19 protein-coding genes are annotated in these 24,445 nt (G+C 70.9%); 15 read left to right on the plus strand and 4 right to left on the minus strand.

Annotated elements, in window-relative coordinates; all coding sequences use genetic code 11:
* Nucleotides 1–267: 267 nt before the first annotated feature.
* The 5 genes from ACEN9J_RS23410 to ACEN9J_RS23430 all read left to right on the plus strand — a co-directional run bounded on the left by ACEN9J_RS23410 (nt 268) and on the right by ACEN9J_RS23430 (nt 5,418).
* A complete protein-coding gene (locus ACEN9J_RS23410) occupies nt 268–1,236 on the plus strand; it encodes a TRAP transporter substrate-binding protein (RefSeq protein ID WP_057594033.1) in 969 nt (322 codons plus the stop codon).
* A gap of 69 nt (nt 1,237–1,305) precedes the next feature.
* A complete protein-coding gene (locus tag ACEN9J_RS23415) occupies nt 1,306–1,812 on the plus strand; it encodes a TRAP transporter small permease (RefSeq protein ID WP_057594036.1) in 507 nt (168 codons plus the stop codon).
* On the plus strand, nt 1,805–3,106 hold the full coding sequence (locus ACEN9J_RS23420; RefSeq protein WP_413762194.1) for a TRAP transporter large permease: 1,302 nt from the start codon (nt 1,805–1,807) through the stop codon (nt 3,104–3,106). Before ACEN9J_RS23415 ends, ACEN9J_RS23420 begins: the two co-directional genes overlap by 8 nt.
* A gap of 358 nt (nt 3,107–3,464) precedes the next feature.
* The gene (locus ACEN9J_RS23425; protein WP_413762196.1) at nt 3,465–5,168 is read left to right on the plus strand and encodes a hypothetical protein; all 1,704 of its coding nucleotides are present in this window, start codon (nt 3,465–3,467) and stop codon (nt 5,166–5,168) included.
* Nucleotides 5,169–5,220: 52 nt separating this feature from the next.
* A complete protein-coding gene (locus ACEN9J_RS23430; RefSeq protein WP_413762197.1) occupies nt 5,221–5,418 on the plus strand; it encodes a hypothetical protein in 198 nt (65 codons plus the stop codon).
* Between the two features lie 43 nt (nt 5,419–5,461).
* Here ACEN9J_RS23430 and ACEN9J_RS23435 read toward each other — a convergent pair whose 3' ends face one another.
* Entirely contained in the window at nt 5,462–6,154 is a 693-nt protein-coding gene (locus ACEN9J_RS23435) for a GntR family transcriptional regulator (protein WP_057594441.1), read from the minus strand.
* Nucleotides 6,155–6,386: 232 nt separating this feature from the next.
* On the opposite strand from ACEN9J_RS23435, the gene ACEN9J_RS23440 reads away from it, so the two are divergent.
* From ACEN9J_RS23440 to ACEN9J_RS23450, 3 genes are read left to right on the plus strand one after another with little or no spacing between them, the layout of a single operon-like run.
* Entirely contained in the window at nt 6,387–7,205 is an 819-nt protein-coding gene (locus ACEN9J_RS23440) for a LamB/YcsF family protein (RefSeq protein WP_412179613.1), read from the plus strand.
* On the plus strand, nt 7,205–8,809 hold the full coding sequence (locus ACEN9J_RS23445) for a 5-oxoprolinase/urea amidolyase family protein (protein ID WP_413764600.1): 1,605 nt from the start codon (nt 7,205–7,207) through the stop codon (nt 8,807–8,809). The genes ACEN9J_RS23440 and ACEN9J_RS23445 overlap by 1 nt, the downstream gene beginning before the upstream one ends.
* A complete protein-coding gene (locus ACEN9J_RS23450) occupies nt 8,806–10,533 on the plus strand; it encodes a biotin carboxylase N-terminal domain-containing protein (protein WP_413762198.1) in 1,728 nt (575 codons plus the stop codon). Before ACEN9J_RS23445 ends, ACEN9J_RS23450 begins: the two co-directional genes overlap by 4 nt.
* Before the next feature lie 4 nt (nt 10,534–10,537).
* On the opposite strand, the gene ACEN9J_RS23455 is transcribed toward ACEN9J_RS23450, so the two are convergent.
* Entirely contained in the window at nt 10,538–11,797 is a 1,260-nt protein-coding gene (locus ACEN9J_RS23455) for a branched-chain amino acid ABC transporter substrate-binding protein (protein WP_057594443.1), read from the minus strand.
* Nucleotides 11,798–11,820: 23 nt separating this feature from the next.
* Nucleotides 11,821–12,501 (minus strand): TetR/AcrR family transcriptional regulator, encoded by a 681-nt coding sequence (locus ACEN9J_RS23460; RefSeq protein WP_413764602.1) that lies wholly within the window; start codon nt 12,499–12,501, stop codon nt 11,821–11,823.
* 169 nt (nt 12,502–12,670) lie between these two features.
* Between ACEN9J_RS23460 and ACEN9J_RS23465 the strand changes: the two genes are divergently transcribed.
* The 4 genes from ACEN9J_RS23465 to ACEN9J_RS23480 all read left to right on the plus strand — a co-directional run bounded on the left by ACEN9J_RS23465 (nt 12,671) and on the right by ACEN9J_RS23480 (nt 19,554).
* Nucleotides 12,671–14,308 (plus strand): AMP-binding protein, encoded by a 1,638-nt coding sequence (locus ACEN9J_RS23465; RefSeq protein ID WP_413762199.1) that lies wholly within the window; start codon nt 12,671–12,673, stop codon nt 14,306–14,308.
* A gap of 10 nt (nt 14,309–14,318) precedes the next feature.
* On the plus strand, nt 14,319–17,618 hold the full coding sequence (locus tag ACEN9J_RS23470; protein WP_413762200.1) for a carboxyl transferase domain-containing protein: 3,300 nt from the start codon (nt 14,319–14,321) through the stop codon (nt 17,616–17,618).
* A 221-nt stretch (nt 17,619–17,839) separates the two neighbouring features.
* On the plus strand, nt 17,840–19,033 hold the full coding sequence (locus ACEN9J_RS23475) for an SGNH/GDSL hydrolase family protein (RefSeq protein ID WP_413762201.1): 1,194 nt from the start codon (nt 17,840–17,842) through the stop codon (nt 19,031–19,033).
* Between the two features lie 143 nt (nt 19,034–19,176).
* The gene (locus ACEN9J_RS23480; protein WP_413762202.1) at nt 19,177–19,554 is read left to right on the plus strand and encodes a YXWGXW repeat-containing protein; all 378 of its coding nucleotides are present in this window, start codon (nt 19,177–19,179) and stop codon (nt 19,552–19,554) included.
* A gap of 77 nt (nt 19,555–19,631) precedes the next feature.
* Here ACEN9J_RS23480 and purU read toward each other — a convergent pair whose 3' ends face one another.
* Entirely contained in the window at nt 19,632–20,486 is an 855-nt protein-coding gene (gene purU, locus ACEN9J_RS23485) for a formyltetrahydrofolate deformylase (RefSeq protein WP_296740757.1), read from the minus strand.
* A 132-nt stretch (nt 20,487–20,618) separates the two neighbouring features.
* Between purU and ACEN9J_RS23490 the strand changes: the two genes are divergently transcribed.
* From ACEN9J_RS23490 to ACEN9J_RS23500, 3 genes are all read left to right on the plus strand, one after another.
* Nucleotides 20,619–21,953 (plus strand): aminotransferase class III-fold pyridoxal phosphate-dependent enzyme, encoded by a 1,335-nt coding sequence (locus ACEN9J_RS23490; protein WP_057594449.1) that lies wholly within the window; start codon nt 20,619–20,621, stop codon nt 21,951–21,953.
* Nucleotides 21,954–22,213: 260 nt separating this feature from the next.
* Nucleotides 22,214–22,801 carry a hypothetical protein gene (locus ACEN9J_RS23495; RefSeq protein WP_296740759.1) on the plus strand — a complete coding sequence of 196 codons (588 nt, stop codon included), beginning with the start codon at nt 22,214–22,216 and terminating at the stop codon, nt 22,799–22,801.
* Between the two features lie 11 nt (nt 22,802–22,812).
* The gene (locus ACEN9J_RS23500; protein WP_413762203.1) at nt 22,813–24,432 is read left to right on the plus strand and encodes a CsgG/HfaB family protein; all 1,620 of its coding nucleotides are present in this window, start codon (nt 22,813–22,815) and stop codon (nt 24,430–24,432) included.
* The last annotated feature ends 13 nt before the right edge of the window (nt 24,433–24,445 follow it).

Raw genomic sequence — 24,445 nt, forward strand, 5'->3', positions numbered from 1 at the left:
TTTCCCTTAGCAAATGTCAGGGCCGCGGCCGAGGCGCCGCCGCGGTCCGTCCGCACGTATTCGGGTTTTCAGCATGCATCATTGTTGGGCATGCGCACTAGCATTGTTCAACAATTCGTGTGAACGGCATGCCTCCATAGTTTGAAATTGTTCATCTATTTGGCACGAGGCTTGCATCGGGGTGGGCAGGCCGGGGGACCGCGCCTGGATCACGTCGCACCGTTTTCCATCAACCCGGCCATGCCACTTCCTGGAGGATCTTTTTCCATGTTCCGAACGTCTCTTGCCGCCGTCGCGCTTTCCTGCCTGGCCGCTTCCGCGCTCGCGCAGACCAAGTGGGACCTGCCCACCGCCTATCCGTCCAACAACTTCCACACCGAGAACATCGCGCAGTTCGCCAAGGACGTCGACACGGCGACCGGCGGCAAGCTCAAGATCACGGTGCATTCGAACGCCTCGCTGTTCAAGGCGCCCGAGATCAAGCGCGCGGTGCAGGGCGGCCAGGCGCAGCTCGGCGAGATCCTGCTGGTGAACTTCCAGAACGAATGGCAGGTGTTCGGCACCGACGGCATTCCCTTCCTGGCCGACAGCTACGACGCGGCCTGGAAGCTCTACCAGGCGCAGAAGCCCGTGCTCGACAAGAAGCTCGCCGAGCAGGGCATCCAGCTGCTCTACACGGTGGCCTGGCCGCCGCAGGGCATCTTCGTGAAGAAGCCGATCGCCTCGGCCGCCGACCTCAAGGGCGTGAAGTGGCGCGCCTACAGCCCCGCCACCGCGCGCATCGGCGAACTGGTCGGCGCGCAGGCCGTCACCGTGCAGCAGGCCGAGCTCTCGCAGGCCATGGCCACCGGAGTGATCGAGTCGTACATGTCCTCGGGCTCCACCGGCTACGACACCAAGACCTACGAGTACATCAAGAACTTCTACGACACCCAGGCCTGGCTGCCGAAGAACGCGGTGCTGGTGAACAAGAAGGCCTTCGAGGCCCTCGACAAGCCCGTGCAGGACGGCCTGCTGAAGGCGGCGGCCGAGGCCGAGAAGCGCGGCTGGGAGCTGTCGAAGAAGAAGAACGTCGAGTACCTCGACCTGCTCAAGAAGAACGGCATGACCGTGCTCGCGCCTTCCGAACAGCTCAAGAACGACCTCAAGAAGGTCGGCGACACGATGCTCAAGGAATGGGTCGAGAAGGCCGGCCCCGAGGGCCAGGCCGTGGTCGACGCCTACCGGAAGATGTGAGCGCGCGGGGCTGCACCGATGAATGCGAACACCATGCGGGCCAGTGCGCCGGCCTCCGGGGCGGCCTCGATGCGCAGGTCCCTGGACTTCCTCTACGACAGCGCCGCCGCCCTGGCCGCGTTCTTCCTGTTCGCCTTGCTGGTGATGGTGCTGCTGTCCATCCTCGGGCGGCAACTGAGCTTCAACGTGCCCGGCATCGATGCCTACGCGGGCTACATGATGGCGGCCAGCGGCTTTCTCGCGCTGGCGCACACGCTCAAGCGCGGCGAGCACATCCGCGTGACGCTGGTGCTCTCCAGCCTCGGCGCCGGCGCGCGCCGCTGGCTCGAGCGCTGGGCCATGGGCGCCGGTGCGCTGCTGGCGGCGCTGTTCGCCTTCTACTGCGTGCGGCTGGTGTGGCAGTCCTGGGCCTTCCACGACGTGTCGACCAGCAACGACGCCACGCCGCTGTGGATTCCGCAGCTGTCGATGGCGCTCGGCGCGCTGGTGTTCGCCGTCGCGGCGGTGGACGAGTTCTTCATCGAATGGAACGGCCGCCCGCAGCGCGCCGACGGGGAGGCCTTGCGCCATGAGTGACATCGCCATCGCCGGCCTCCTGATCCTCTCGCTGTTCCTGATCCTGGGCAGCGGCGTGTGGATCGGCCTCACGCTCTCGGGCGTCGCGTGGATCGCGATGCAGCTGTTCTCCTCGCGCCCCGCGGGCGACGCGATGGCGGTCACCATCTGGGGCTCGGCCTCGGGCTGGACGCTCACCGCGCTGCCGCTGTTCGTGTGGATGGGCGAGATCCTGTTCCGCACGCGGCTGTCGCAGGACATGTTCAGGGGCCTCGCACCCTGGATGCAGGCCCTGCCGGGCCGGCTGCTGCACACCAACGTGGTGGGCTGCGCGATCTTCGCGGCCGTCTCGGGCTCGAGCGCGGCGACCTGCGCCACCATCGGCAAGATGAGCCTGCCCGAGCTCAAGCGCCGCGGCTATCCCGACGACATGGTGATCGGCACGCTGGCCGGCGCCGGCACGCTGGGCCTGCTGATCCCGCCGTCGATCATCATGATCGTCTACGGCGTCAGCGCCGACGTGTCGATCGCGCGGCTGTTCATCGCGGGCATCGTGCCGGGCATCCTGCTGGCGCTGCTGTTCTCGGGCTACATCGCGTTCTGGGCCCTGCGCCATCCCGAGCGCGTGCCGCCCGCGGACGCCAGGCTGCCCTTCGCCGAGAAGCTCAAGGCCTCGATGTCGCTGATCCCGGTGGCGCTGCTGATCCTCGGCGTGCTGGGCTCGATCTACGCGGGCATCGCCACGGCCACCGAGGCCGCGGCCGTGGGCGTGGTGGGCGCGCTGATCATCTCGGCCTCGCAGGGGGCGCTGAGCTGGACGACCTTCAAGGAAGCGCTGCTGGGCGCGACGCGCCTCTATTGCATGATGGCGCTGATCCTCGCGGGCGCGGCCTTCCTCACGCTGGCCATGGGCTACATCGGCCTGCCGCGCCACCTGGCCGAATGGATCGGCTCGCTGGGCCTGTCGAAGTTCCAGCTGGTGGTGATGCTCGCGCTGTTCTACATCGTGCTGGGCTGCTTCCTCGACGGCATCTCGATGGTGGTGCTGACCATGGGCGTGATCATGCCCACGGTGATCTCGGCGGGCATCGACCCGATCTGGTTCGGCATCTTCATCGTGCTGGTGGTCGAGATGGCGCAGATCACGCCACCGGTGGGCTTCAACCTGTTCGTGCTGCAGGGCATGACCGGCAAGGACCTGCTGTACATCGCGCGCGTGACGCTGCCGATGTTCTTCCTGATGGTGGCCGCGGTGCTGCTCGTCTACTTCGTGCCGCAGCTCGTGACCTGGCTGCCGCAGCAGATGACGCCCTGACCCGCTGACGCACGCCATGCGCCGCTGCCCGTTCCTTCGCACCGCCGGTCGCAGGCGCCTGCGTGTCGCGCAGCTGCATGCGGCGGAGCGCGCGCCGCCCGCGTTCGCCGCGCCCTGAATCCTCGCGCTCCACGACGAGCACCCGCCCCCCGGGGCGGCGTGCGGGACGCGCTCGTCCCGCACCACCGAAAAAAGTGCAAAGCAAAAGGGAGTCTGTTTCACGCACCGCCGCGCGGTGCGGCCAGGCCGGAGGGATTGCCATCGAGAAAGCCATCGACGACCCATCGCAGAACGACCAGGGAATGAGAAGGCGCCGCAGTGCGCCATGCCCGGACAGTTTTCAGAAGGAAATCGAATCATGTTGACACGACACAGAGTGAAGCTTTCGGCCGTTTCGGTCCTCGTTGCGGCCGTGGTTGCGGCCTGCGGCGGCGGTGGAGGAGGGGACGGCTTCGTGCCGATCGTGCCCACCGGCACCGGCAATCCGCCGCCACCCCCTCCGCCACCGCCGCCCCCGCCGCCTCCCCCGGCCGGCCCCACCGCCAAGTGCGCCTGGGACACCGGCGTGGAGCTCGCCTTCGAGGAGCGCCGGCTCGGCACGCCGCTGCCCTTCAGCGGCGCGAACGTGGTGGGCACCGACGAGACGCCGCTGGCCGAGCGCATCGTCAAGGACACCGGCTTCGACACCTTCGCGCCGGCCTTCTCGGCCAAGCTGTGCGGTTCGGAAGGCGTGACCAGCGTCACCAGCTACGACCAGGCTCTGAGCCTCGTGAAGACCGAGGGCGCGGGCCTGTGGCGCGCGGCGGTCGACCGCGTGCAGGGCCGCCGTGCCTCGCCCGCGGGCAGCAAGCTGCCCAACAGCGACGACCGCATGCTCTACTGGACGCGCGTGCAGATGACCAAGGTGCTGCGCCAGTGGGCGCCGGACTTCGCGCTGTCGGACGAGCAGAAGAAGTCGCTGCAGTGGGAGTTCGAGCGCTCCTCGCGCGGCCAGTACGACATCAACCTGCCCGAGGGCAACGCCCCCGGCGGCGGCAAGTACCGTCGCATGATCATGAGCGGCTTCGACACCTTCACGCTCGGCGCGCCCGGCACGCCCAACACCGGCCTGCGCAACGGCAATCCCTCGGGCGCCACCGCCCTCGAGATGGACGGGCGCGAGTTCACGCTCGACGACGGCACCGTGCTGCATGTGGAGAGCTACATCCTGCCGGTGAGCTACGACCCCTTCCATGCGGGCATGCAGGAGGACACGCTGGGCCCGTGGTTCAAGCCGGGACCGAAGCGCGTCGATGCGTCGATCACCATGAGCCAGGGCAGCGCCAACGTGTTCAACCTCGAGCAGTGGAACGGCCGCTACCACGGTCCCTCGGCCGGCAACGACGGCATGATCTATTGCCCGGTCGGCAACCGGCTGCCGAGCTACGTGCTGCCGCTGGGCACCATCACCGCGACCGGCACCGCGCCGATCACGATGCCGGGCTCGGGCTGCGACATCAGCCCGCCGGCGCGCTGGCTGGGCTACGACGCGATCAGCAACTGGATGAAGGACTATCCGCCGCAGTTCACCACCGCATCGCTGCCGATGGCCGCGATGGTCACGGGCAAGACCGGCATCGGCATCGTGCGGCCGCCGGGCGCCACCAGCCAGGGCACCGAGGGCTTCGACGTGACCTGGCACACCAACTACACCTACTTCGCGGATTGCGGGGTGGCCACGACGACCAGCGTGGCGTCCAACGGCGTGATGAACCTCATGCCCGATGCCTCGCTGGTGACGCCGCCCAACCTCGCCACCTGCGCGCAGAGCGGCGGCGGCGGCAATTACCTCTCCAACGAGAGCGCCTACCGCAACACGCTGCTGCGCGACACCTTCGGGATCGACATCCCGGCGGGCCACATCCACGTGCCGGTGATGACCAACTTCTACACCGCGGCCACCGGCGGCGTGCGCGACGACAACGCCATGAGCGACGCGCGCTTCGAGGCCTACCGCACCGCGATTGTGGCCCAGGGCAAGCGCTTGCTGGTGGCAGTCGGCAACAGCCTCATCTATAAATGATCAGGCGCGGCACCCGCCGGATCCTTCTTCACGAACACACGAAAGCATCACCATGAAACTCAAGCTCACCCTCGCCGCCGCCTCGCTGCTGCTGGCCGGCCTCGCCATCGCGCAGCCCAGCGAGTACTACCTCTGGAAGAACAAGAGCTCGGGCCAGACCGTCTGCGAGCCCGACATGCCGGCCGACAAGTGGACCAAGCAGTCGGGCCCCTACGAGGACCCGACCTGCAAGATCCGCATCCCGACCTGAGGCCGGTCCGCAGCGGCCCCGCGCCGCGGGGCCGCTGCGCGGCTCAGACGCTCCAGCCCGAATCGTTGATGTGCCGCGCGTAGACCGCGAGCACGATGCGTTCGGAATGGACCAGGTAGTCGTTGAGCGCCGCGGCGGCGCGGGCGAATTCGCCGGCCTCCGCGAGCGCGAGGATGTTCTCGTTCATCTCGACATAGGGCGCGTGCAGGAACTCGGCGTCGCGCAGCAGGCCGAAGGCCAGCCGCAGTTCGGCCAGCACCGAGCCGAACAGCAGGTTGAGCCGCTCGCTGTCGGCGAGCTCGACCACGGCCATGTGGAAGGCCATGTTCGCCGTGCCGACGCCGAGCCACTCGCCCGCGTCGCGGCAGGCCTTCGCGGTATCGACCGCCTCGCGCATCTTCTTCTTCGCGGGATGCCGCGGGTAGGCCTGCGCGAGCGCCTGGCACTCGATCAGGCGGCGCACGCGATAGATGTCGATGATCGACGCGATGCTCGGGATGACCACGAACACGCCGCGGTTCGGCGCGTGCTTCACGAGGCCGTCCTTGGCGAGCATGCGGAACACCTCGCGCAGCGTGTTGCGCGAGATGCCGAGGCTCTCGCTCAACGACTGCTCGGACAGGCGCTCGCCGGGCATGAACTCGCCCTGCGTGATCTTCTGCCGCAGCGCTTCGGCCATGCGCTCGCTCAGGGCCTGGGCGGGGGGAGTCAGCGGTTCGGAAGCTGGGGAGGTCATGCGGATGGGGGATTCCAGGGGTGAGGGGTTGTAGCAGATTCCGTTCCTCGCGCCGCGGTGCCTCGGGCACGGAACCAGGGTTTGCCCCTGAGAGTCAGCATAGATATTGCTCAACTGATTGATTGAATTGTTCAACAATCAAATAAACTTCGTTCCAACAAAACGGCCAGATTCGAGTCGATCCCATGTTCTTCATGCGCCTTCCGAAGCCCTCCCTCCCGCGCCCGGCCCGGTGTCCGCTTCGTCCGGGTACAGCGACGTGAGCACGCTCGACCTCAACAGCGACCTGGGCGAGAGCTTCGGCGCCTGGCGCATGGGCGACGACGCGGCGATGCTCGGCATCGTGAGCAGCGCCAACGTGGCCTGCGGCTTCCATGCCGGCGACGCGGCCGGCATCCTCGACACGCTGCGCCATGCCAAGGCCCATGGCGTGGCGGTCGGGGCCCATGTGTCCTATCCCGACCTCGCGGGCTTCGGCCGCCGCGCGATGGCGATGGGCAGCGCCGAACTCGTGGCCGACGTGATCTACCAGATCGGCGCGCTGCAGGGCCTGGCCCGCGCCGCGGGCACCTCGGTGCGCTACGTCAAGCCGCACGGCGCGCTCTACAACGCCATCGCGCACGACGAGCGGCAGGCGCGCGACGTGATCGCCGCCATCCGCGCGATCGACGACCGGCTCTGGCTGGTCGGCCTCGCCGGCTCGCCGCTGCTCGGCTGGGCGCGCGCGAGCGGGCTGCGCACGGTCTCCGAGGCCTATGCGGACCGCGCCTACCGCGCCGACGGCACGCTGGTGCCGCGCAGCGAGCCGGGCGCGGTGCTGCACGACGCGCAGGCGGTGGCGCGGCGCATGCTGAGGCTGGCCACGCACGGCGAGGTCGAGGCGATCGACGGCAGCACGCTGCGACTGCAGGCCGATTCGGTCTGCGTGCATGGCGACAGCCCCGGCGCGGTGGAGATGGCACGCGAGGTGCGCGCCACCTTCGAGCGCGCGGGCGTCGCGGTGCGGGCCTTCGCGCGCGACGAAGAAGAGCCGGCGGGAGCGCCGCGATGATGCGTTTCCTGCCGGTCAACCTCGACGCGCTGCTGGTCGAACTCGACGACCTCGCGCAGACGCTCGCGCTGCTGGCCTCGCTGCAGGCCGAGCCGATAGCGGGCATCGAGGAACTGGTGCCGGCCGCGCGCACGATCCTGGTCCGCTTCCGTCCCGGCGCGGTCACGCGCGATGCGCTCGCGCGGCGCATCGGCGAGCGCCGCCTCGACGGCAGCATCGAACGCGCGGGCCGGCGCATCGAGATCCCGGTCGACTACGACGGCGAGGACCTCGGCGAGGTCGCGCGGCATCTGGGGATCTCGCGCGAGGAGGTGATCCGCCGCCACACCGGCCACGACTACACCGTGGCCTTCACCGGCTTCGCGCCGGGCTTCGCCTACCTGAGCGGCGGCCACCCCAGCCTCGACGTGCCGCGCCGCACCACGCCGCGCACCCGCATCCCTGCCGGCGCGGTCGCGCTCGCGGGGCGCTTCAGCGGTGTCTATCCGCAAGCCAGCCCCGGCGGCTGGCAGATCATCGGCGTGACCGCCACGCCGATGTGGGACCTGGGCCGCGCGCAGCCGGCGTTGCTGCAGCCGGGCTGCACGGTGCGCTTCGTCGATGTCTCGGGGCAGGCCGCGCCAGCCATCGCGCCACCCGTTCCGGCCCCGGCGCCATCGGCCGCGCGCGAAGGGCCGGCCCTCGAGGTCCATGCCACCGGCCTGCAGGCGCTGTTCCAGGACCTGGGCCGCCACGGGCTCGCGGGCCAGGGCGTCTCGGCCTCGGGCGCGATGGACCGCGGCGCACTGCGCGCGGCCAACCGCCTCGTGGGCAATGCCAGCGACGCGGCCTGCATCGAGATCGTCGGCGCGGGCTTTCGCTTCAGCTGCCGCGGCGATGCGGTGGTGGCCTTCGCGGGTGCCGACGTGCCGCTGCAGCTGCGCAGCGCCGGTGGCATGCGCTGGACGGTGCCCACGCACGAGGCGATCGCGCTGGCCGACGGCGACAGCCTCACGGTCGGCGAACCGCGCGCGGGCCTGCGCAGCTACCTCGCGGTGCGCGGCGGCTTCGAGGTGGCGCCCGTGCTCGGCAGCGCCGCCACCGATACCCTGGCGCACATCGGCCCGCCGCCGATCGTCGCGGGCGACCGTCTCGCGCTGCGTTCCGTGGCGCGCGGCGCCATCGTCGGCCTGCCCGACGCCGCGCCGCCCGCGCTGCCGACCGTGCACGAGGAGGTGGTGCTCGACGTGGTGCTGGGCCCGCGCACCGACTGGTTCACGCCCGAGGCGGTCGCGCTGCTCGCGAGCCAGCGCTGGACCGTCACGCCGCAATCCAACCGCGTCGGCCTGCGGCTCGCGGGCGAGACACCGCTGGCGCGCCTCGACACCGCCGAGCTGCCCAGCGAGGGCACCGCGCTCGGCGCGATCCAGGTGCCGCCGAGCGGCCAGCCCGTGCTGTTCCTCGCCGACCATCCGCTGACCGGCGGCTACCCGGTGATCGGCGCCGTCGCCACCCACCACCTCGATCGCGCCGGCCAGATCCCGGTCGGCGCGCGCCTGCGTTTCAACCCGGTGCGCGCCTTCGACGCGCACTGCCTTCCCGCTCCTTCCTCCGACACGCCATGAAGAAAGTCCTGATCGCCAACCGCGGCGAGATCGCCGTGCGCATCGCGCGCGCCTGCGCCGACTACGGCGTGCGCTCGGTGGCCGTCTATGCCGACGCCGATTTCGACGCGCTGCACACGCGCGTGGCCGACGAGGCCCATGCGCTCGAGGGCACGCGCCCGGCCGACACCTACCTGGCCATCGACAAGCTGCTGGCCGCGGCCGCGCGCAGCGGCGCCGACGCGGTGCATCCGGGCTACGGCTTCCTCTCGGAGAGCGCGGCCTTCGCGCGCGCCGTGATCGAGGCCGGCCTGTGCTGGATCGGCCCGCCGCCGTCGGCCATCGAGGCCCTGGGCGACAAGGTGCAGGCGCGCCGCATCGCGCTCGAGGTCGGCGCGCCGCTGGTGGCCGGCACGCCGGCGCCGGTGCGCGATGCGCAGGAGGTGCTGGCCTTCGCCGAGGCGCACGGCTTGCCGATCGCGATCAAGGCGGCCTTCGGCGGCGGTGGCCGCGGCCTCAAGGTCGCGTGGCGGCTCGACGAGGTGGCCGAGCTCTACGAGTCGGCGGTGCGCGAGGCCGTCACCGCCTTCGGCCGCGGCGAGTGCTTCGTCGAGCAGTTCCTCGACCGGCCGCGCCATGTCGAGGCGCAGGTGATCGCCGATACGCACGGCCGCGTGGTGGTGCTCGGCACGCGCGACTGCTCGCTGCAGCGGCGCAACCAGAAGCTGGTGGAGGAGGCACCCGCGCCCTTCCTGAGCGATGCGCAGCGCGAGCGCATCCACCGCGCCGCGCACGACATCTGCGCGCGCGCCGGCTATGTCGGCGCCGGCACGGTCGAGTTCCTGCTCGGGCCGACGGGCGCGATCTCCTTCCTCGAGGTCAACACGCGGCTGCAGGTCGAGCATCCGGTGACCGAGGAAACGACCGGCATCGACCTCGTGGTCGAGCAGCTGCGCATCGCCGACGGGCTGCCGCTGTCGGTCAGCGAGACGCCCGCGCCGCGCGGCCATGCCTTCGAGTTCCGCATCAACGCCGAGGACCCGGGCCGCGGCTTCCTGCCCACGCCCGGACCGGTGCGCCTGTTCGAGCCGCCCTCGGGCCCCGGCGTGCGCGTCGACACCGGCGTGGTCTCGGGCTCGAGCGTGCCGGGCAGCTTCGACTCGCTGATGGCCAAGCTGGTCGTCACCGGCGCCACGCGCGCGCAGGCGATGGCACGCGCGCGCCGCGCGCTGCGCGAGTTCCGCATCGAGGGCGTGGCCTCGGTGCTGCCGTTCCACCGCGCCGTGGTGGAGGCGCCCGACTTCGTGGCCGAGGACGGCTTCAAGGTCCACACGCGCTGGATCGAGACCGACTTCGCGCAGCCGCTGGCCGCGGCCGTGCGCGCCGAGCCCGTGCGCGATGCCGCGCTGCTGCGCACGGCAGTGGAGATCGACGGCCGGCGCGTGACGCTGGGCCTGCCGCCGGCGCTGCTGCGCGGCATCGGCGATGCGCCCGCCGCACCGTCGTCATCGCCGCAGCCCGAGGAGGCCGCAGACCCCGCCGCCGTGGCCGCGCCCATCACGGGCACGCTTCAGGCGTGGACCGTGGACGAAGGCTCGCTGGTCGCGCAGGGCGACCCGATCGCGGTGATGGAGGCGATGAAGATGGAGGTGCAGGTCGTGGCCCACCGCGCGGGCCGGCTCGCGCGGCTGGCTGCGGGCGCGGCGCCGGTGGTGGCGGGCGCGCCCATCGCGCGCATCGGCTGAGCGTTCAAGGGCGGACCATCTTGCAGTCGGTACCCTGCGCCAGTTCGTTGCCGCTGTAGACCGCGTCGGTGCGGAAGCCGTAGTTCGTGCCTTCCCAGCCCAGCTTCACCGTCTTGCCGTCGACCGGCGCGATGGTGTTGACCACCTGCGGCAGCAGCAGCTGGTGGTCCTCGCCGCGCATGCGAACCGGGCCCACCACCGAGTCGTAGCTCAGGTCCTCGAGCGCGCGCGCCACCTTCACCGTGTCGGTGCTCGCGGCCTTCTCGATCGCGGCCGCGAGCAGGCGCGGCGTCATGTCGATGCGCGGCGCGAGGAAGTCCTTGCCGGTCTTGGCCTTGTAGGCCTTGGCCAGCGCATCGACCTTCGGCGTGCCGGCCTGGCCCGGATGCCATTCGGCGACCCAGGTGAGCTGGCCCAGCTTCGCCTGCGACACCGCCGTGACCGTGCCCGGCACCGAACCCGCGCTGTGGTTGAAGTAGCGCAGGTCGTAGCCGGCATCGCCCGCGGCCTTGAGCAGCAGCGTCATGTCCTGTCCCCAGTTGCCGGTGATGACCGAGTCGGCGCCGCTCTGCTTGATGTTGGCGATGTAGGGCGAGAAGTCCTTGACCCGGCCGATCGGATGCAGCGCCTCGCCGACGAACTGGATGTCGGGCCGCGCCAGGCCCACGAGCTGGCGCCCGTAGCTGGCCCACTGCTTGCCGTGCGCATAGTCCTGGTTCAGCAGGTAGACCTTCTTCACCTCGGGCGTCTTCTTGATGTAGTTGGCCAGCGCCTTCATCTTCATCGCCGTGTTGGCCTCGGTCTGGAAGTGCCAGAAGCTGCAGGCCTTGCCGGTCATCTCGGGATCGATCGACGAGTGGTTGAGCACCAGCAGTTCCTTGCCCGGGTTGCGCTGGTTCCAGCGCGCCACCGCCTGCACCAGCGCCGTCACCACCGAGGAGCCCGAGCCGCCGGTCACGATGGCCTTCGCGCCCTGGTCGATCGCGGCCTGCAGCGCGCTCTGGCTCTCCTGCGCCGAGAGCTTGCTGTCGAACTGCAGCAGCTGCAGCTTCGTGCCGCCGAGCACGCCGCCCTTCGCGTTGATCTCCTCGATCGCGTACTGCGTGTGCATCAGCATCAGCTCGCCGACGTTGGCGAAGGGACCCGAGAGCGGGTCGATGTAGGCGAGTTTGTAGGTCTGCTGGGCCTGCGCGGTGCCGGCGGCACCGGTGGCGATCAGGCAGGCGAGCGCGATCCGCGCCAGGGGCGCCGGGTGGAACTTCATGGTGTGTCTCCTGGGATGGGTGGTCAGTGGCCGGTGCGCAGCCCGATCACGCGGCTCGCGAGCTTCGTGAGCTCGGCCACCACCTCGTCGGGCGAGAGCCGTCCGCCCGGGCGGTACCAGCTGTAGAGGAAGCCCGGCAGGCTGCAGGCCGCGAGCGCGGTGATCTTGGTCTCGTCGAAATCGAGGTCGCCGTCGCGCCGCGCCTGTTCGAGCAGCGGGCACAGCAGGTCGTAGAAGTGGTGCGCGAGCTTCTTCTGCGCGGCCAGGTATTCGGGCCGGTAGACCTGCGGTTCGCGGTACGGGAAGAAGGCGGCGGGGTGATGCGCGACGGTGGCGCGGATCAGCCGCTCGATGCCCTCGAGCACCTTCTCGCTCGCGCGGCGCGGATCGTCGGCCGCGAAGTCGAGCGCGGTGAAGCAGTCGACCGCGGGGCGCCAGGAGATGGTCTCGAAGATCTCCTGCTTGTCGCGGAAGTAGTAATAGACGAAGGGCTTCGTGACACCGAGCGCGCGCACGATCTGCGCCATGGTGGTGTTGGCGTAGCCCTGCGCCGCGAACAGCTGCGTGGCGGCCTGCAGGATGCGCTCGCGCTGCAGGTCGGTGCCCTGCGTGGCGGCGCGCTGGCGGCCGGTGCCCTGCGGCAGGTCGGGACGCGCCGTGAGGGCCGCGGCCTCTGTCGCATGCGCCTCGTGCATGCCCTGCATGCCTGGCACGCGTGGGGGATCGTCCTGCTCCGCGCGCGCCTTGCGCCCAGAGGGTTTGTGCCGTGTCGCGGAAGTTATACCCATGGGTAGGATTGTTCGTGCACCATCCGGCGATGGCAAGCGCCCGCCAGGCGCGAGCGGCTATCGATAACCCTGAGAAAGTGACGCCATGGAGACAACCGACGAACCCTTGCTGCGCGCGCTCCCGCCGCGCGCGCAGCAACCGCTGCACGACTACCTGCGCGCCCATGCGCGCGAGCGCGGCGAGCATCCGGCCTGCCACTGGTACGGCCATGCGATGAGCTGGCGCGAACTCGACCGCGCGAGCGATGCCTTCGCCGCGCGGCTGCAGGCCCTGGGCGTGCGCAAGGGCGAGCCGGTGGTGCTGTTCCTCAACAACTGCCCGCAGTACCTGGTGGCGCACTTCGGCATCCAGAAGATCGGTGCCATCGTCTGCCCCAGCGGCCCGCTCAACAAGGAGCACGAGCTCGCCTACCAGGTCAACGACCTGAAGGCGCGCGTGATCGTCGCGGCCGCGCCGCTGCTGCCGGTGGTCGAGAAGGTGAAGCCCGGCAGCGCGCTCGAACACGTGTTCGTCGTGCACTACGCCGACCTGCTGCCTGGGACGCCCGCGCTCGACCTGCCGGCCGAACTCGCCGCAGAGCGCAACACCGAACGCACGGTGCCCGCGGGCTGCGAGGACTTCCTCGCCGTCATGAACGCCGACGCGAAGCCGCAGCCGGTGGCGATCGCCATGGACGACGTCGCGCTCATGACCTACACCTCGGGCACCACCGGCTTGCCCAAGGGCGCGATGCTCAGCTACGGCAATGCGCTGTTCAAGACCCGCGCCGCGGCAGACTGCAACGGTGTCGGGCCCGACGACGTGCTGCTGTCGATCGCGCCGCTGTATCACATCGCCGGCATGCTGATGGGCGTCAACGTGCCGGTGCTCACGGGCGCGGCCTCGGTGCTGCTGCACCGCTTCGATCCGCGCGCGGCGCTGCAGGCCATCGCGCGCCACCGCGTGAGCTGGTGGTACAGCATCGCGCCGATGAACGTGGCCTGCATGCAGCTGCCCGACATCGCGGGCTTCGACCTCGCGAGCCTGCGCATGAACCCGGTCACCAGCTTCGGCATCGCCTTCACCGAGCCGCTGGCCGCGCAGTGGCGTTCGCATGCGCCGAACTGCACCTCCTTCGAGGCCGCCTACGGCCTGAGCGAAACCCACACCTGCGACACCTACACGCCGCGCCATGCGCCGCGCTGGGGCACGCAGGGCGTGGCGGTGCCGGGCGTGACGATCCGCATCGTCGACACGGAAACGCAGGCCGACATGCCCACCGGCGAGGTCGGCGAGATCGTGCTGACCAGCCCGGGCTCGTTCAAGGGCTACTGGAACAAGCCCGAGGCCACGGCCGCCACGCTGCGCGACGGCTGGGTGCACACGGGCGACATGGGCAAGCTCGACGCCGACGGCTACCTCAGCTTCATCGGCCGCTTCAAGGAGATGATCAAGGTCTCGGGCTACAGCGTGTTCCCCGAGGAGGTGGAAACCATCCTCATCAAGCATCCGGCCGTGGCGCAGGCCGCCGTGATCGCGCAGCCCGATCCCGAGAAGGGCGAGGTGGTCAAGGCCTTCGTGGTGCGCAAGCCCGGCGCCGAGATCGCGGCCGAGGCACTGATCGCCTGGTCGCGCGAGAACATGGCGAGCTACAAGGCGCCGCGCTTCGTGAGCTTCATCGACGCATTGCCCACCACCGGCGCCGGCAAGGTGCTGCGCCGGCTGCTCAAAGACAAGAACTGAAAGACCCCGCGTGTTTTCCAAAGTCCTGATTGCCAACCGCGGCGAGATCGCCGTGCGCCTGGTGCGCGCCCTGCGCGACCTCGGCATCGCCAGCGTGGCCGTGCATGCGCGCGACGACGCCTCGGCCCTCCACGTGCAGCTGGCCGACGTGGCGCTCGCGCTCGACGCGACCGGGCCCGCGGCCTACCTCGACATCGGCGCGCTGATCGCGGCCGCGAAGGCGCAGGGCTGCGACGCGGTGCATCCGGGCTACGGCTTCCTCAGCGAGCGCGCCGACTTCGCGCAGGCCTGCGCCGATGCGGGCCTGGTCTTCATCGGGCCCACGCCCGAGCAGCTCGCGCTGTTCGGCGACAAGGCGCGCGCGCGCGAACTGGCCACGCGCTGCGAGGTGCCCGTGATGCCCGGCAGCGCGGGCGCGGTGACGCTCGCGCAGGCGCAGGCCTTCTTCGCCGAGCAGCAGGCGCAGGGCGCGGGCGTGATGGTCAAGGCCATCGGCGGCGGCGGCGGGCGCGGCATGCGCGCGGTGCTCGAGGCCGGCGAGCTGGCCGAGGCGCATGCGCGCTGCATGTCGGAAGCGCGCGCGGCCTTCGGCATCGAGGGCGTGTACGTCGAGCGGCTGATGCGCGATGCGCGCCACATCGAGGTGCAGGTGCTCGGCGACGGCCAGGCCGTGGCCAGCCTCGGCGAGCGCGAGTGCACCCTGCAGCGGCGCTTCCAGAAGCTGGTGGAGATCGCGCCCAGTCCCTCGCTGCCAGAGGCGCTGCGCGCGCAGCTCACGCAGGCCGCGCTGCGCATGGCCCGGGCCGTGGGCTATCGCGGGCTCGGCACCTTCGAGTTCCTGGTCGACGCGGCCTCGGCCACGCTGCCCTTTGTCTTCATCGAGGCCAATCCGCGGCTGCAGGTCGAGCACACGGTGACCGAGGCCGTGACCGGGCTCGACCTGGTGCAGCTGCAGATCGCGGTGGCGGCCGGTGAGTCGCTGGCCGCGCTCGGCATCGAGGCCGACCGCACCGCGGCGCAGCGCGGCTTCGCGCTGCAGTGGCGCATCAATGCCGAGACCCTCGATGCGCAGGGCCAGGCGCGGCCCTCGGGCGGCATGCTCGCGCGCTTCGAGCTGCCCGCCGGGCCCGGCGTGCGCGTCGACACGCATGGCTATGCGGGCCTGGCGCCCTCGCCGCACTACGACACGCTGCTGGCCAAGCTGATCGTGCATTCGCCCTCGGCGCGCTTCGCCGATGCACTGCGCCGCTCGCTGCGCGCGCTCGACGAGTGCCGCATCGAGGGCATCGCCACCAACCTGCCGCTGCTGCGCGCGATCGCCGCGCGGCCCGAGTTCGCGACGCAGGCGGTGCACACGCGCTTCGTCGAGGCGCACCTGGGCGACCTGCTGGCGGCCGCAACGGCGTTCGAGAAACGCGCGAAGGAGATCGCGCCGGTCGTCGCGCAGGTCGCAACTCCCGAGATCGATGACGTGGACGACGGCCTCACGGTCAAGGCCCCGATGCCCGCGAAGCTGGTGCAGTTCGAGGTCGCGGTCGGCGACGTGCTGCCCGCGGGCGCGCAGCTCGGCGTGCTCGAGGCCATGAAGATGGAACACCTGCTGCACGCGCCCACCGCGGGCCGCGTGGTGGCGCTGCTGGCCGCGCCCGGCGACTACCTGGTCGAGGGCCAGTCGCTGCTGCGGCTGGAGGCGGTCGACGCGCAGGCCGTGCACAACGAGGCGCGCGCCGCGCACGACCTCGACGCGATCCGGCCCGACCTGAAGAAGGTCATCGACCGCCATGCGTTCACGCTCGACGAGAACCGCCGGGCCGCCGTCGACAAGCGCCATGCGCAGGGCGGGCGCACCGCGCGCGAGAACATCGCCGACCTCTGCGACAGCGCGTCCGATCCCGGCAACTTCATCGAGTACGGCGCGCTCGCCATCGCGGCGCAGACGCGCCGCCGCACGCTCGAGGATCTGGTCGCCAACACGCCGGCCGACGGCATGGTGACCGGCATCGGCAGCATCAACGCGAGGCAGTTCGGCCCCGAGAAGTCGCGCTGCGCCGTGCTGGCCTACGACTACACGGTGCTGGCCGGCACGCAGGGCATGCGCAACCACCACAAGACCGACCGGCTGCTCGCGGTGGCGCACCAGCTGCGGCTGCCGGTGGTGCTGTTCGCCGAGGGCGGCGGCGGCCGGCCCGGCGACACCGACATGCCAATCGTGGCGGGCCTCAACAACCACACCTTCAGCCAGTTCGCCGCGCTCTCGGGCAAGGTGCCGGTGGTCGGCATCGTGCATGGCCGCTGCTTCGCGGGCAACGCGGCGCTGCTGGGCTGTGCCGACGTGATCATCGCCACGAAGGGCAGCAACATCGGCATGAGCGGCCCCGCGATGATCGAGGGCGGCGGCCTCGGCAGCTTCGCGCCCGAGCAGATCGGGCCGAGCAGCGTGCAGTCGCGCAACGGCGTGATCGACATCCTGGTGGAGGACGAGGCCGCGGCGGTCGCGGCCGCGAAGCAGTACCTGTCGTACTTCCAGGGGCCGGTCGCCGACTGGCAGTGCGCCGACCCGCGCGCCTTGCGCCACGTGGTGCCCGAGAACCGGCTGCGCGTGTACGACGTGCGCGCCGCGATGCGCGGCGTGGCCGACACCGGCTCGCTGCTCGAGCTGCGCGCGGGCTTCGGCGCGGGCATCGTGACGGCGCTCGCGCGCATCGAGGGCAGGCCCGTCGGGTTGATGGCCAACAACCCGCACCACCTGGGCGGCGCGATCGACGTGGAGGCGGCCGACAAGTCGGCGCGCTTCATGCAGCTGTGCAATGCGCATGGCCTGCCGATCGTCTCGCTGTGCGACACGCCGGGCTTCATGGTCGGCCCCGAGATCGAGGCGCAGGCGCAGGTGCGCCATGTCTGCCGCATGTTCATGGTGGCCTCGCACCTGCGCGTGCCCTTCTTCGCGGTGGTGCTGCGCAAGGGCTACGGCCTGGGCGCGCAGGCGATGACAGCCGGCGGCTTCGACGCGCCGGTGTTCACCGTGGCCTGGCCCACGGGCGAGTTCGGCGCGATGGGGCTCGAGGGCGCGGTGCGGCTGGGCTTCCGCAAGGAGCTGGCCGCGGCCGCCGAAGGGGCCGAGCGCGACGCGCTGTTCAAGCAGCTGGTGGCGCAGCAGTACGAGAACGGCGAGGCGATCCACATGGCGCAGACGCTGGAGATCGACGCCGTGATCGATCCCGCGCAGACGCGCGACTGGCTGGTGCGCGGGCTGGCCTCGGCCGCCGGGCGGCGCGAGGAGGCGGTCGCGCCCTACGTCGACACCTGGTAACCCGAGCGCAGACCTTGTCACGCGCAGTGACAAGGCGGCTCCGTACACTCTGGCGCTTTCGCCCGAGGAGCACGACGCTGGTTTCACATGGATTCGCCGGGATCGGCGCCAGGCTTGCGGCGGGCACGCTGTGCCTGGCGCTGCTCGCCACCGCCGCCTGCGCGGCGCCGTCGGGGGATGCCCCGGCATCTTCCGCTTCCGCGCCCGCCTCGCATTCGCCGGTGGCGGCCGACCACTGGGTCGGCAGCTGGGCCTCGGCGCCGCTGGACTTCCGCCAGATCTCGCCGCTGGGCACGCCGCCGCCGGTCGCGCCCGACGACCGCGCCTTCCCCGGCCTCACCTTGCGCCAGCAGCTGCAGCCCAGCGTGGGCGGCGAGCGGCTGCGCGTGCGTTTCTCCAACCGCTTCGGCACGGCGCCGCTGGGCGTGACGGCCGCGAGCGTGGCGCGCGGCACGGGCGGCGGCGCGATCTCTCCGTCCTCGCTGCGCGCGCTGCGCTTCGACGGCCGGCCGGGCATCGTCATCGCGCCCGGCGCCGAGGCCTGGAGCGACGGCGTCGACTTCGCGGTCGAGGCCGGGCAGACGCTGGTGGTCAGCAGCTACTACGAGCGCTCCACGCCGCTGTCGACGGTGCATCTGCAGCCGAGCAACGCCACCTGGATGTCGAACGGCAACGCGGTGGCGGCGGCGCGGCTGCCCGAGGTGCAGCGGGTGCCGGTCAACGCCTTCGTGACGGGCGTGGACGTCTGGGCCCCGCGCGCGATCCGCACCGTGGTGGCCTTCGGCGATTCGATCACCGCGGGCGGGCTCGACGGCGAGGGCGGCGGCAATTCGTACCCGCAGCAGCTCGCGACGCTGCTGCGCAAGGGACCGGGTTCGGCGCGCGAGGTGGCGGTGCTCAACGTCGGCATCGGCGGCAACCGGCTGCTCTACGGCGGCGCGGGCCGCAGCGGCCTCGCGCGCTTCGGCGACGACGTGCTGGGCCAGAGCGGCGTCACGCACGTGATCGTGCTGATGGGCACCAACGACATCGGCCGCACCGCCTTCATCGGGCTGCCGGGGCAGGCCGTGCCGGCCGGCGAGATCCCCACGCCCGAGCAGCTCGAGGCCGGGCTGCAGCAGCTCGTGCGGCAGGCGCGCGAGCGCGGGCTCAAGGTGCTGCTGGGCACCATCCCGCCGTTCAAGGGTTCGTCGTACTGGAACGAGCACACCGAGGCGCTGCGCGGCGCGGTCAATCGCTGGATCCGTGGCCGCCAGGACGTGGACGCGGTGGCCGACTTCGATGCCGCGCTGCGCGATCCCGCGCAGCCGCTGGCGCTGCTGCCGGCCTACGACAGCGGCGACCACCTGCATCCCAACGCCGCGGGCTTCACGGCCATGGCCGGCGCGGTCGATCTGCAGGAATTGCGGGAATAGGCCTACGCGCGTCGGCCGCCGCCTGCAGGCGGCGCGCCGGGCGGCGCGTCACAGCTCTACACAAGATTTCGCGTGGCGCTTACAGGCGGTTCACAAGGCACCGGCAGCATGAAGGCTCCTCCAACAACTCATGGAGCCTAGCCATGAAGAAACTCGCAGCCATCGCTTTTTCCGTTGTCGCCACCTCGCTGTTCTCGGTGGGCGCGCTCACGCTGCCGACGGCCGCCCAGGCGCAGCCGGTGGTGACCATCCAGGTGCCGCCGCCGCCGCCGCGCTACGAGCGGGTGCCGCCGCCGCGCCGCGGCTATGTCTGGGCCCCGGGCCACTACGAGTGGCGTGGCGGCCGCCATGTGTGGATCGGCGGCGTCTGGGTGCGCGCCCGCCCGGGCTATGCCTACCGCGCGCCCGAATGGCGCCAGGACGGCGGCCGCTGGGTCTACAGCTCGGGTCGCTGGGACCGCGACGGCGACGGCGTGCCGAACCGCTACGACCGTCGGCCGAACAATCCGAATCGCAACTGACGCGGCCGGCACGAAAAAGCCCCCGGGCGGCCTGCATGGGCCGCGCCGGGGGCTTTTGCTTTCGGGCCGGCGCCCGCTCAGCGGAACACGACGGTGCGATGCCCGTTGAGCAGCACGCGGTGCTCGCTGTGCCACTTCACCGCGCGCGCCAGCACCTGGCTCTCGGTGTCGCGGCCGCGGGCCGTGAGGTCCTCGACGGTGTCGGTGTGGTCGGCGCGCGCCACGTCCTGCTCGATGATCGGGCCCTCGTCGAGGTCGGCCGTCACGTAGTGGGCGGTGGCGCCGATCAGCTTCACGCCGCGGTCGTGCGCCTGGTAGTAGGGCTTGGCGCCCTTGAAGCTCGGCAGGAACGAGTGGTGGATGTTGATCGCGCGGCCGGCCAGGCTCTGGCACAGGTCGTTGCTGAGGATCTGCATGTAGCGCGCCAGCACCACGAGCTCGGCGCCCTCGGCCTCGATGATCTCGAGCTGCTTCGCCTCGGCCTGCGCCTTGGTCGCGGCCGTCACCGGGATGTGGTGGAAGGGCACGTTGTAGCTGGCGGCCAGCTGGTAGAAGTCGCGGTGGTTCGAGACGATCGCGCGCACGTCGATGGCCAGGAGGCCGCTCTTCCAGCGGAACAGCAGGTCGTTGAGGCAGTGGCCTTCCTTGCTGACCAGGATCACCGTCTTCATCGGCTGGGCGGCGGCCTGCAGCTGCAGGGTCATGCCGAAGCCCTGGGCGAAGGCGGCGAGCTGCTCGCGCAGCGCGGCCTCGCCGTGCTCGGCGCAGGCGAAGCGCACGCGCATGAAGAACAGGCCCGTGTCGTGGTCGTTGTACTGGGCGGCCTCTTCGATGTTGCCGCCGCGCTCCAGCAGGAAGCCCGAGACGGCATGCACGATGCCCGTGCGGTCCGGGCAGGAGAGGGTGAGGATGTAGGCAGGGGTGGTGGTCATGGTCAGGGGCGTGATTGTCGCAGGGGTGCCAGAATGCCGTTCTCCCCGTCCGCCACGTCCCTTTTTCCCGGGGCGCCGGCCGTTCGGCGACGGGGCCTTCCACATCCCGACGAGACACACAGGAGCACGCGCATGGCCTACCAGGACTTCAACATGGACAACCAGTGGTTGCCCTTCACCCCGAACCGCCACTTCAAGAAGGACCCGCGGGTCTTCGTGGCGGCCGACGGGATGGAGTTCACCACCCACGACGGCCGCAAGGTGATCGACGGCATCTCGTCGCTGTGGTGCGTGGGCGCGGGCCACAACCGCAAGCCGATCAACGAGGCGATCAAGCAGCAGCTCGACACGCTCGACTACGCCACCGCCTTCCAGATCAGCAACGACAAGGCCTTCCGCGCGGCCGAGATGATCGCCGCGCTGGCCCCCGGCGACCTCAACAAGGTGCTGTTCTGCAACTCCGGCAGCGAGGCCGCCGACACCTCGATGAAGGTGGCGCTGGCCTACCACCGCGCACGCGGCGAGGGCCACCGCAACGTCTTCATCGGCCGCGAGCGCGGCTACCACGGCGTGGGCTTCGGCGGCATGTCGGTGGGCGGCATCCCGGGCAACCGCAAGGTGTTCGGCTCGGCCTTCCTGCCGCGCGTGGACCACATGCGCTTCATCCACGACCCGGTCAACAACGCCTACATCCACAACCAGGAACCGGTGTGGGCCGAGGACCCGCTGGTCGAGCTCGAGACCCGCATCCTGCCGCTGCACGACCCGAGCAACGTGGCCGCGATCATCGTCGAGCCGGTGGCCGGCTCGGCCGGCTGGTACCTGCCGCCGCAGGGCTACCTCAAGCGCCTGCGCGAGATCTGCGACAAGCACGGCATCCTCCTGATCTTCGACGAGGTCATCACGGGCTTCGGCCGCATGGGCACCAACTTCGCGTCGGACTACTTCGGCGTGGTGCCCGACATGCTGAACTTCGCCAAGTGCGTGACCAACGGCGTGATCCCGCTGGGCGGCGTGATCTGCCGCGACAAGCTCTACGACGCGATGATGAAGACCGATGCGCCCGAGCACGTGGTCGAGTTCTTCCACGGCTACACCTACTCGGGCCACCCGGTGGCCTGCGCGGCGGCGATCGCCACGCTCGAGCTGTTCGAGAAGGAAAGCCTGTTCCCGCGCGCCGGCGAGATGGGCAAGCTCCTGGGCGACGCCTTCCACGGCACCTTCAAGGGCCTGCCCAACGTGATCGGCATCCGCAGCCTCGGCCTGGCCGCGGCGGTCGAGCTGGCGCCGATCGCGGGCGCGCCCGGCAAGCGCGCCTACGACGTGTTCCTCGACTGCTTCCACAAGGGTTCGCTGGTGCGGCCCGCGGGCGACGTGCTGGTGATCGCGCCGCCGTACATCGTCGAGAAGTCGCACATCGACACGCTGGTGAACACGCTGGCGGATTCGATCAAGGCGCACGCCTGATCCTGGTCTTTCCCGCGGCCCGCAACGGGCCGCGGACGCACTCTCGCCACGGGGGCGCGCCCCCCCGATCGGCACCCTGCGAGGTGCACAAGATCGGGGCGACCGCACTGTCCGGCCATCCAGTGCTCACCACTGGTTTGTACTCATAGGTACTACTGGTTTCCGGAATAGCCAGCTTGGTGGCCCGATCCATAGCATTCTCTTTACAAAGAAGTAGCACTTTTCGTTTAAGTGTTCTTCCTCCTGAAAGGAGAGCTGCCATGCCTCGTGCAATCCGTGCCGCCGTGTCCCGGTGTCCCGATCTCCGCCGTGGTGCGCGCTGGGCCGCCACGGTGCACGTGGGCCTGATGGTGGCGCTGCTGCTGGTGGCGGCGCCGCGCGCGCAGGCCAACAACGTCGGCGAGAACGCCGCCTGGCAGTTCCAGACCAGCACCGACAAGGTCAACCAGGCCGCGGTGCAGGACATGGTCCGCAAGCAGAAGAGCGGCTACTACGCGGCGCCGGTCTACAACACCACGGTCGGCCGCCAGTACAACTGCAACGTCTCGGCGACCTCGACCGGCAACGACGGCAACAACAGCACGGTCGCCAACTCGCCCGCGAATGCCGGTGCGCGCTCGGGCGCCACGGGCAACGACAGCAACAGCGCGGTCGGCACGCTCGGCGCCGCGGTGGTGGGCACCAACCAGGCCAACGCGGGCACGGTGGGCTCGGCGGTCGTCGGCGGCACCAGCACGCAGGTGCAGGGCGCGGCCTGGCAGGCGCTGAACTCGGCCCAGGGCAACACCGGTGCGCAGACGGCGGGCGTGAGCGGCAGCGCCGCCTGCGCCTTCGGCGTGCTCAACTGAACGGGGGCGCCATGCAGCACATCTCGCCCCACGCCCGCCGGGCGGTCTTTCTCGCGGGCCCTCTCGCCGGCGTGCTGGTGCTGGCCGGCTGCGTCTCGGCGCCGCAGCAGCGCTTCGCGCCCAACGAGGCGCCGGTGGTGCTCGGCCCCTCGGTGCGCGACAACGTCACGCCGATGGAGCCGGTGCTGGCCTGCTTCGCCGACCACATCGCGGCCACGCGCCGGCCCGAGGTGGTGATCGGCGTGGGCGACGTGAAGGACTACACCGGCAAGTACAGCATCAACGAAGGCAACGCGATCACGCAGGGCGGCGCGCTGATGGTCTATTCGGCCCTCGGCAAGCTGGGCGGCGCGGTGCGCATCGCCGAGCGCTTCGACCCGGTGATCGCCGAGCGAGAACTGGCCTACGCCGACCGGCGCCAGCTCGGCGACGGCCGCACGCACCAGCTCGGCGGCGGGCCGGGCGGCGGCGCGCAGGTGGTGCCGTGGATGCCGTACTTCGGCGGCACGATCAACAAGTCCGACTACTTCATCGTGGGCGGCATCACCGAGCTCAACTACAACATCAACTCGGGCGGCGCCGAGGTGGCGGTGAACCAGGTCGGCGTGAAGGCGCGCACCTTCACCCAGTCGGTGGGCGTGGACCTGCGTATCGTCGACACGCGCTCGCTGATGGTGGTGCGCACCGTGAGCCTCACCAAGCAGTTCAACGGCTACGAGGTCGGGCTCAACGTGTTCCGCTTCTTCGGCAGCCGGCTCTACGACGTCGACATCGGCGCCAAGGGCCAGGAGCCGGTGCAGATGGGCGTGCGCGCCGCGCTCGAGGAAGGCGTGGTGCGGCTCATGGCCGCGGTCACGCAGGTCGACCACCGGCCCTGCATGACCCTGCGCCCCGGTGGCGGCGAGCAGATCCCGCTGGTGCCGGCCGAGCAGCTGCGCAAGGTGCAGAACCCGGCCGACGCGAGCACCGGTGCCGGCGCCGCGCCGCCGGTGGTGCAGGCGAGCCCCGGCGTGGCCGTCAACGCCGCGGGCTCGGGCGGCGCGCGGCTGACCGGCGCGGCGCTGCAGGTGGCCTTCGACTTCGGCGCCACCACGCTCGGCGGCAGCGCGCTGGCGCAGATCGACCAGGTGGCGGCGGCCGCGAAGAAGGGCGCCACCGACATCGTGCTGGTGGCGCGCGACACCGAGAACTGGGACGCGCGCAAGCGCGACGAGCTCACCGACCAGCGCATCGCCGCCGTGACCTCGGCACTGGCCAACCGCGGCATCGCGCCGGGCGCGATCACGGTGCTGTGGCGGCCCGACGCGGCCGACACCTCGATCCACCGCGACGGGCCCGGGCTGCAGGAGGTCGCGAAGCTGCGCGTGGGTGCCGCGGTGGTGGGCGGTTTGCAGGCGCCGGCGCCGGCGGCCGCATCCGCCGCGCCCGCGCCGAGCGCCGCTTCCTCCGCACCGGCGACCAGCGCGACCAGCGCGACCGGCGCGCCGGCACCCGCCACCGGCGGCGACCGCGCCGCCGCACCGCCGGCCGCGCAGGCCGAGCCCACCGCGGCCTCCGAAACCGTCGAGAGCCGCGCGGCCACGGCCGCGGCCAACCCCGACCCCGCCGCCGGCCCGGGCCGCGGCAGCTGATCCATCCGCGAAC

The organism is Variovorax sp. Varisp41 (assembly GCF_047325085.1).
Classification (GTDB): domain Bacteria; phylum Pseudomonadota; class Gammaproteobacteria; order Burkholderiales; family Burkholderiaceae_C; genus Variovorax.

Coding starts and splice junctions, on each gene's coding strand:
- ACEN9J_RS23410 (WP_057594033.1), top strand. CDS start 268: ATGTTCCGAACGTCTCTTGCCGCCGTCGCGCTTTCCTGCCTGGCCGCT.
- ACEN9J_RS23415 (WP_057594036.1), top strand. CDS start 1,306: ATGCGCAGGTCCCTGGACTTCCTCTACGACAGCGCCGCCGCCCTGGCC.
- ACEN9J_RS23420 (WP_413762194.1), top strand. CDS start 1,805: ATGAGTGACATCGCCATCGCCGGCCTCCTGATCCTCTCGCTGTTCCTG.
- ACEN9J_RS23425 (WP_413762196.1), top strand. CDS start 3,465: ATGTTGACACGACACAGAGTGAAGCTTTCGGCCGTTTCGGTCCTCGTT.
- ACEN9J_RS23430 (WP_413762197.1), top strand. CDS start 5,221: ATGAAACTCAAGCTCACCCTCGCCGCCGCCTCGCTGCTGCTGGCCGGC.
- ACEN9J_RS23435 (WP_057594441.1), bottom strand. CDS start 6,154: ATGACCTCCCCAGCTTCCGAACCGCTGACTCCCCCCGCCCAGGCCCTG.
- ACEN9J_RS23445 (WP_413764600.1), top strand. CDS start 7,205: ATGCGTTTCCTGCCGGTCAACCTCGACGCGCTGCTGGTCGAACTCGAC.
- ACEN9J_RS23450 (WP_413762198.1), top strand. CDS start 8,806: ATGAAGAAAGTCCTGATCGCCAACCGCGGCGAGATCGCCGTGCGCATC.
- ACEN9J_RS23455 (WP_057594443.1), bottom strand. CDS start 11,797: ATGAAGTTCCACCCGGCGCCCCTGGCGCGGATCGCGCTCGCCTGCCTG.
- ACEN9J_RS23460 (WP_413764602.1), bottom strand. CDS start 12,501: ATGCAGGGCATGCACGAGGCGCATGCGACAGAGGCCGCGGCCCTCACG.
- ACEN9J_RS23465 (WP_413762199.1), top strand. CDS start 12,671: ATGGAGACAACCGACGAACCCTTGCTGCGCGCGCTCCCGCCGCGCGCG.
- ACEN9J_RS23480 (WP_413762202.1), top strand. CDS start 19,177: ATGAAGAAACTCGCAGCCATCGCTTTTTCCGTTGTCGCCACCTCGCTG.
- purU (WP_296740757.1), bottom strand. CDS start 20,486: ATGACCACCACCCCTGCCTACATCCTCACCCTCTCCTGCCCGGACCGC.
- ACEN9J_RS23490 (WP_057594449.1), top strand. CDS start 20,619: ATGGCCTACCAGGACTTCAACATGGACAACCAGTGGTTGCCCTTCACC.
- ACEN9J_RS23495 (WP_296740759.1), top strand. CDS start 22,214: ATGCCTCGTGCAATCCGTGCCGCCGTGTCCCGGTGTCCCGATCTCCGC.
- ACEN9J_RS23500 (WP_413762203.1), top strand. CDS start 22,813: ATGCAGCACATCTCGCCCCACGCCCGCCGGGCGGTCTTTCTCGCGGGC.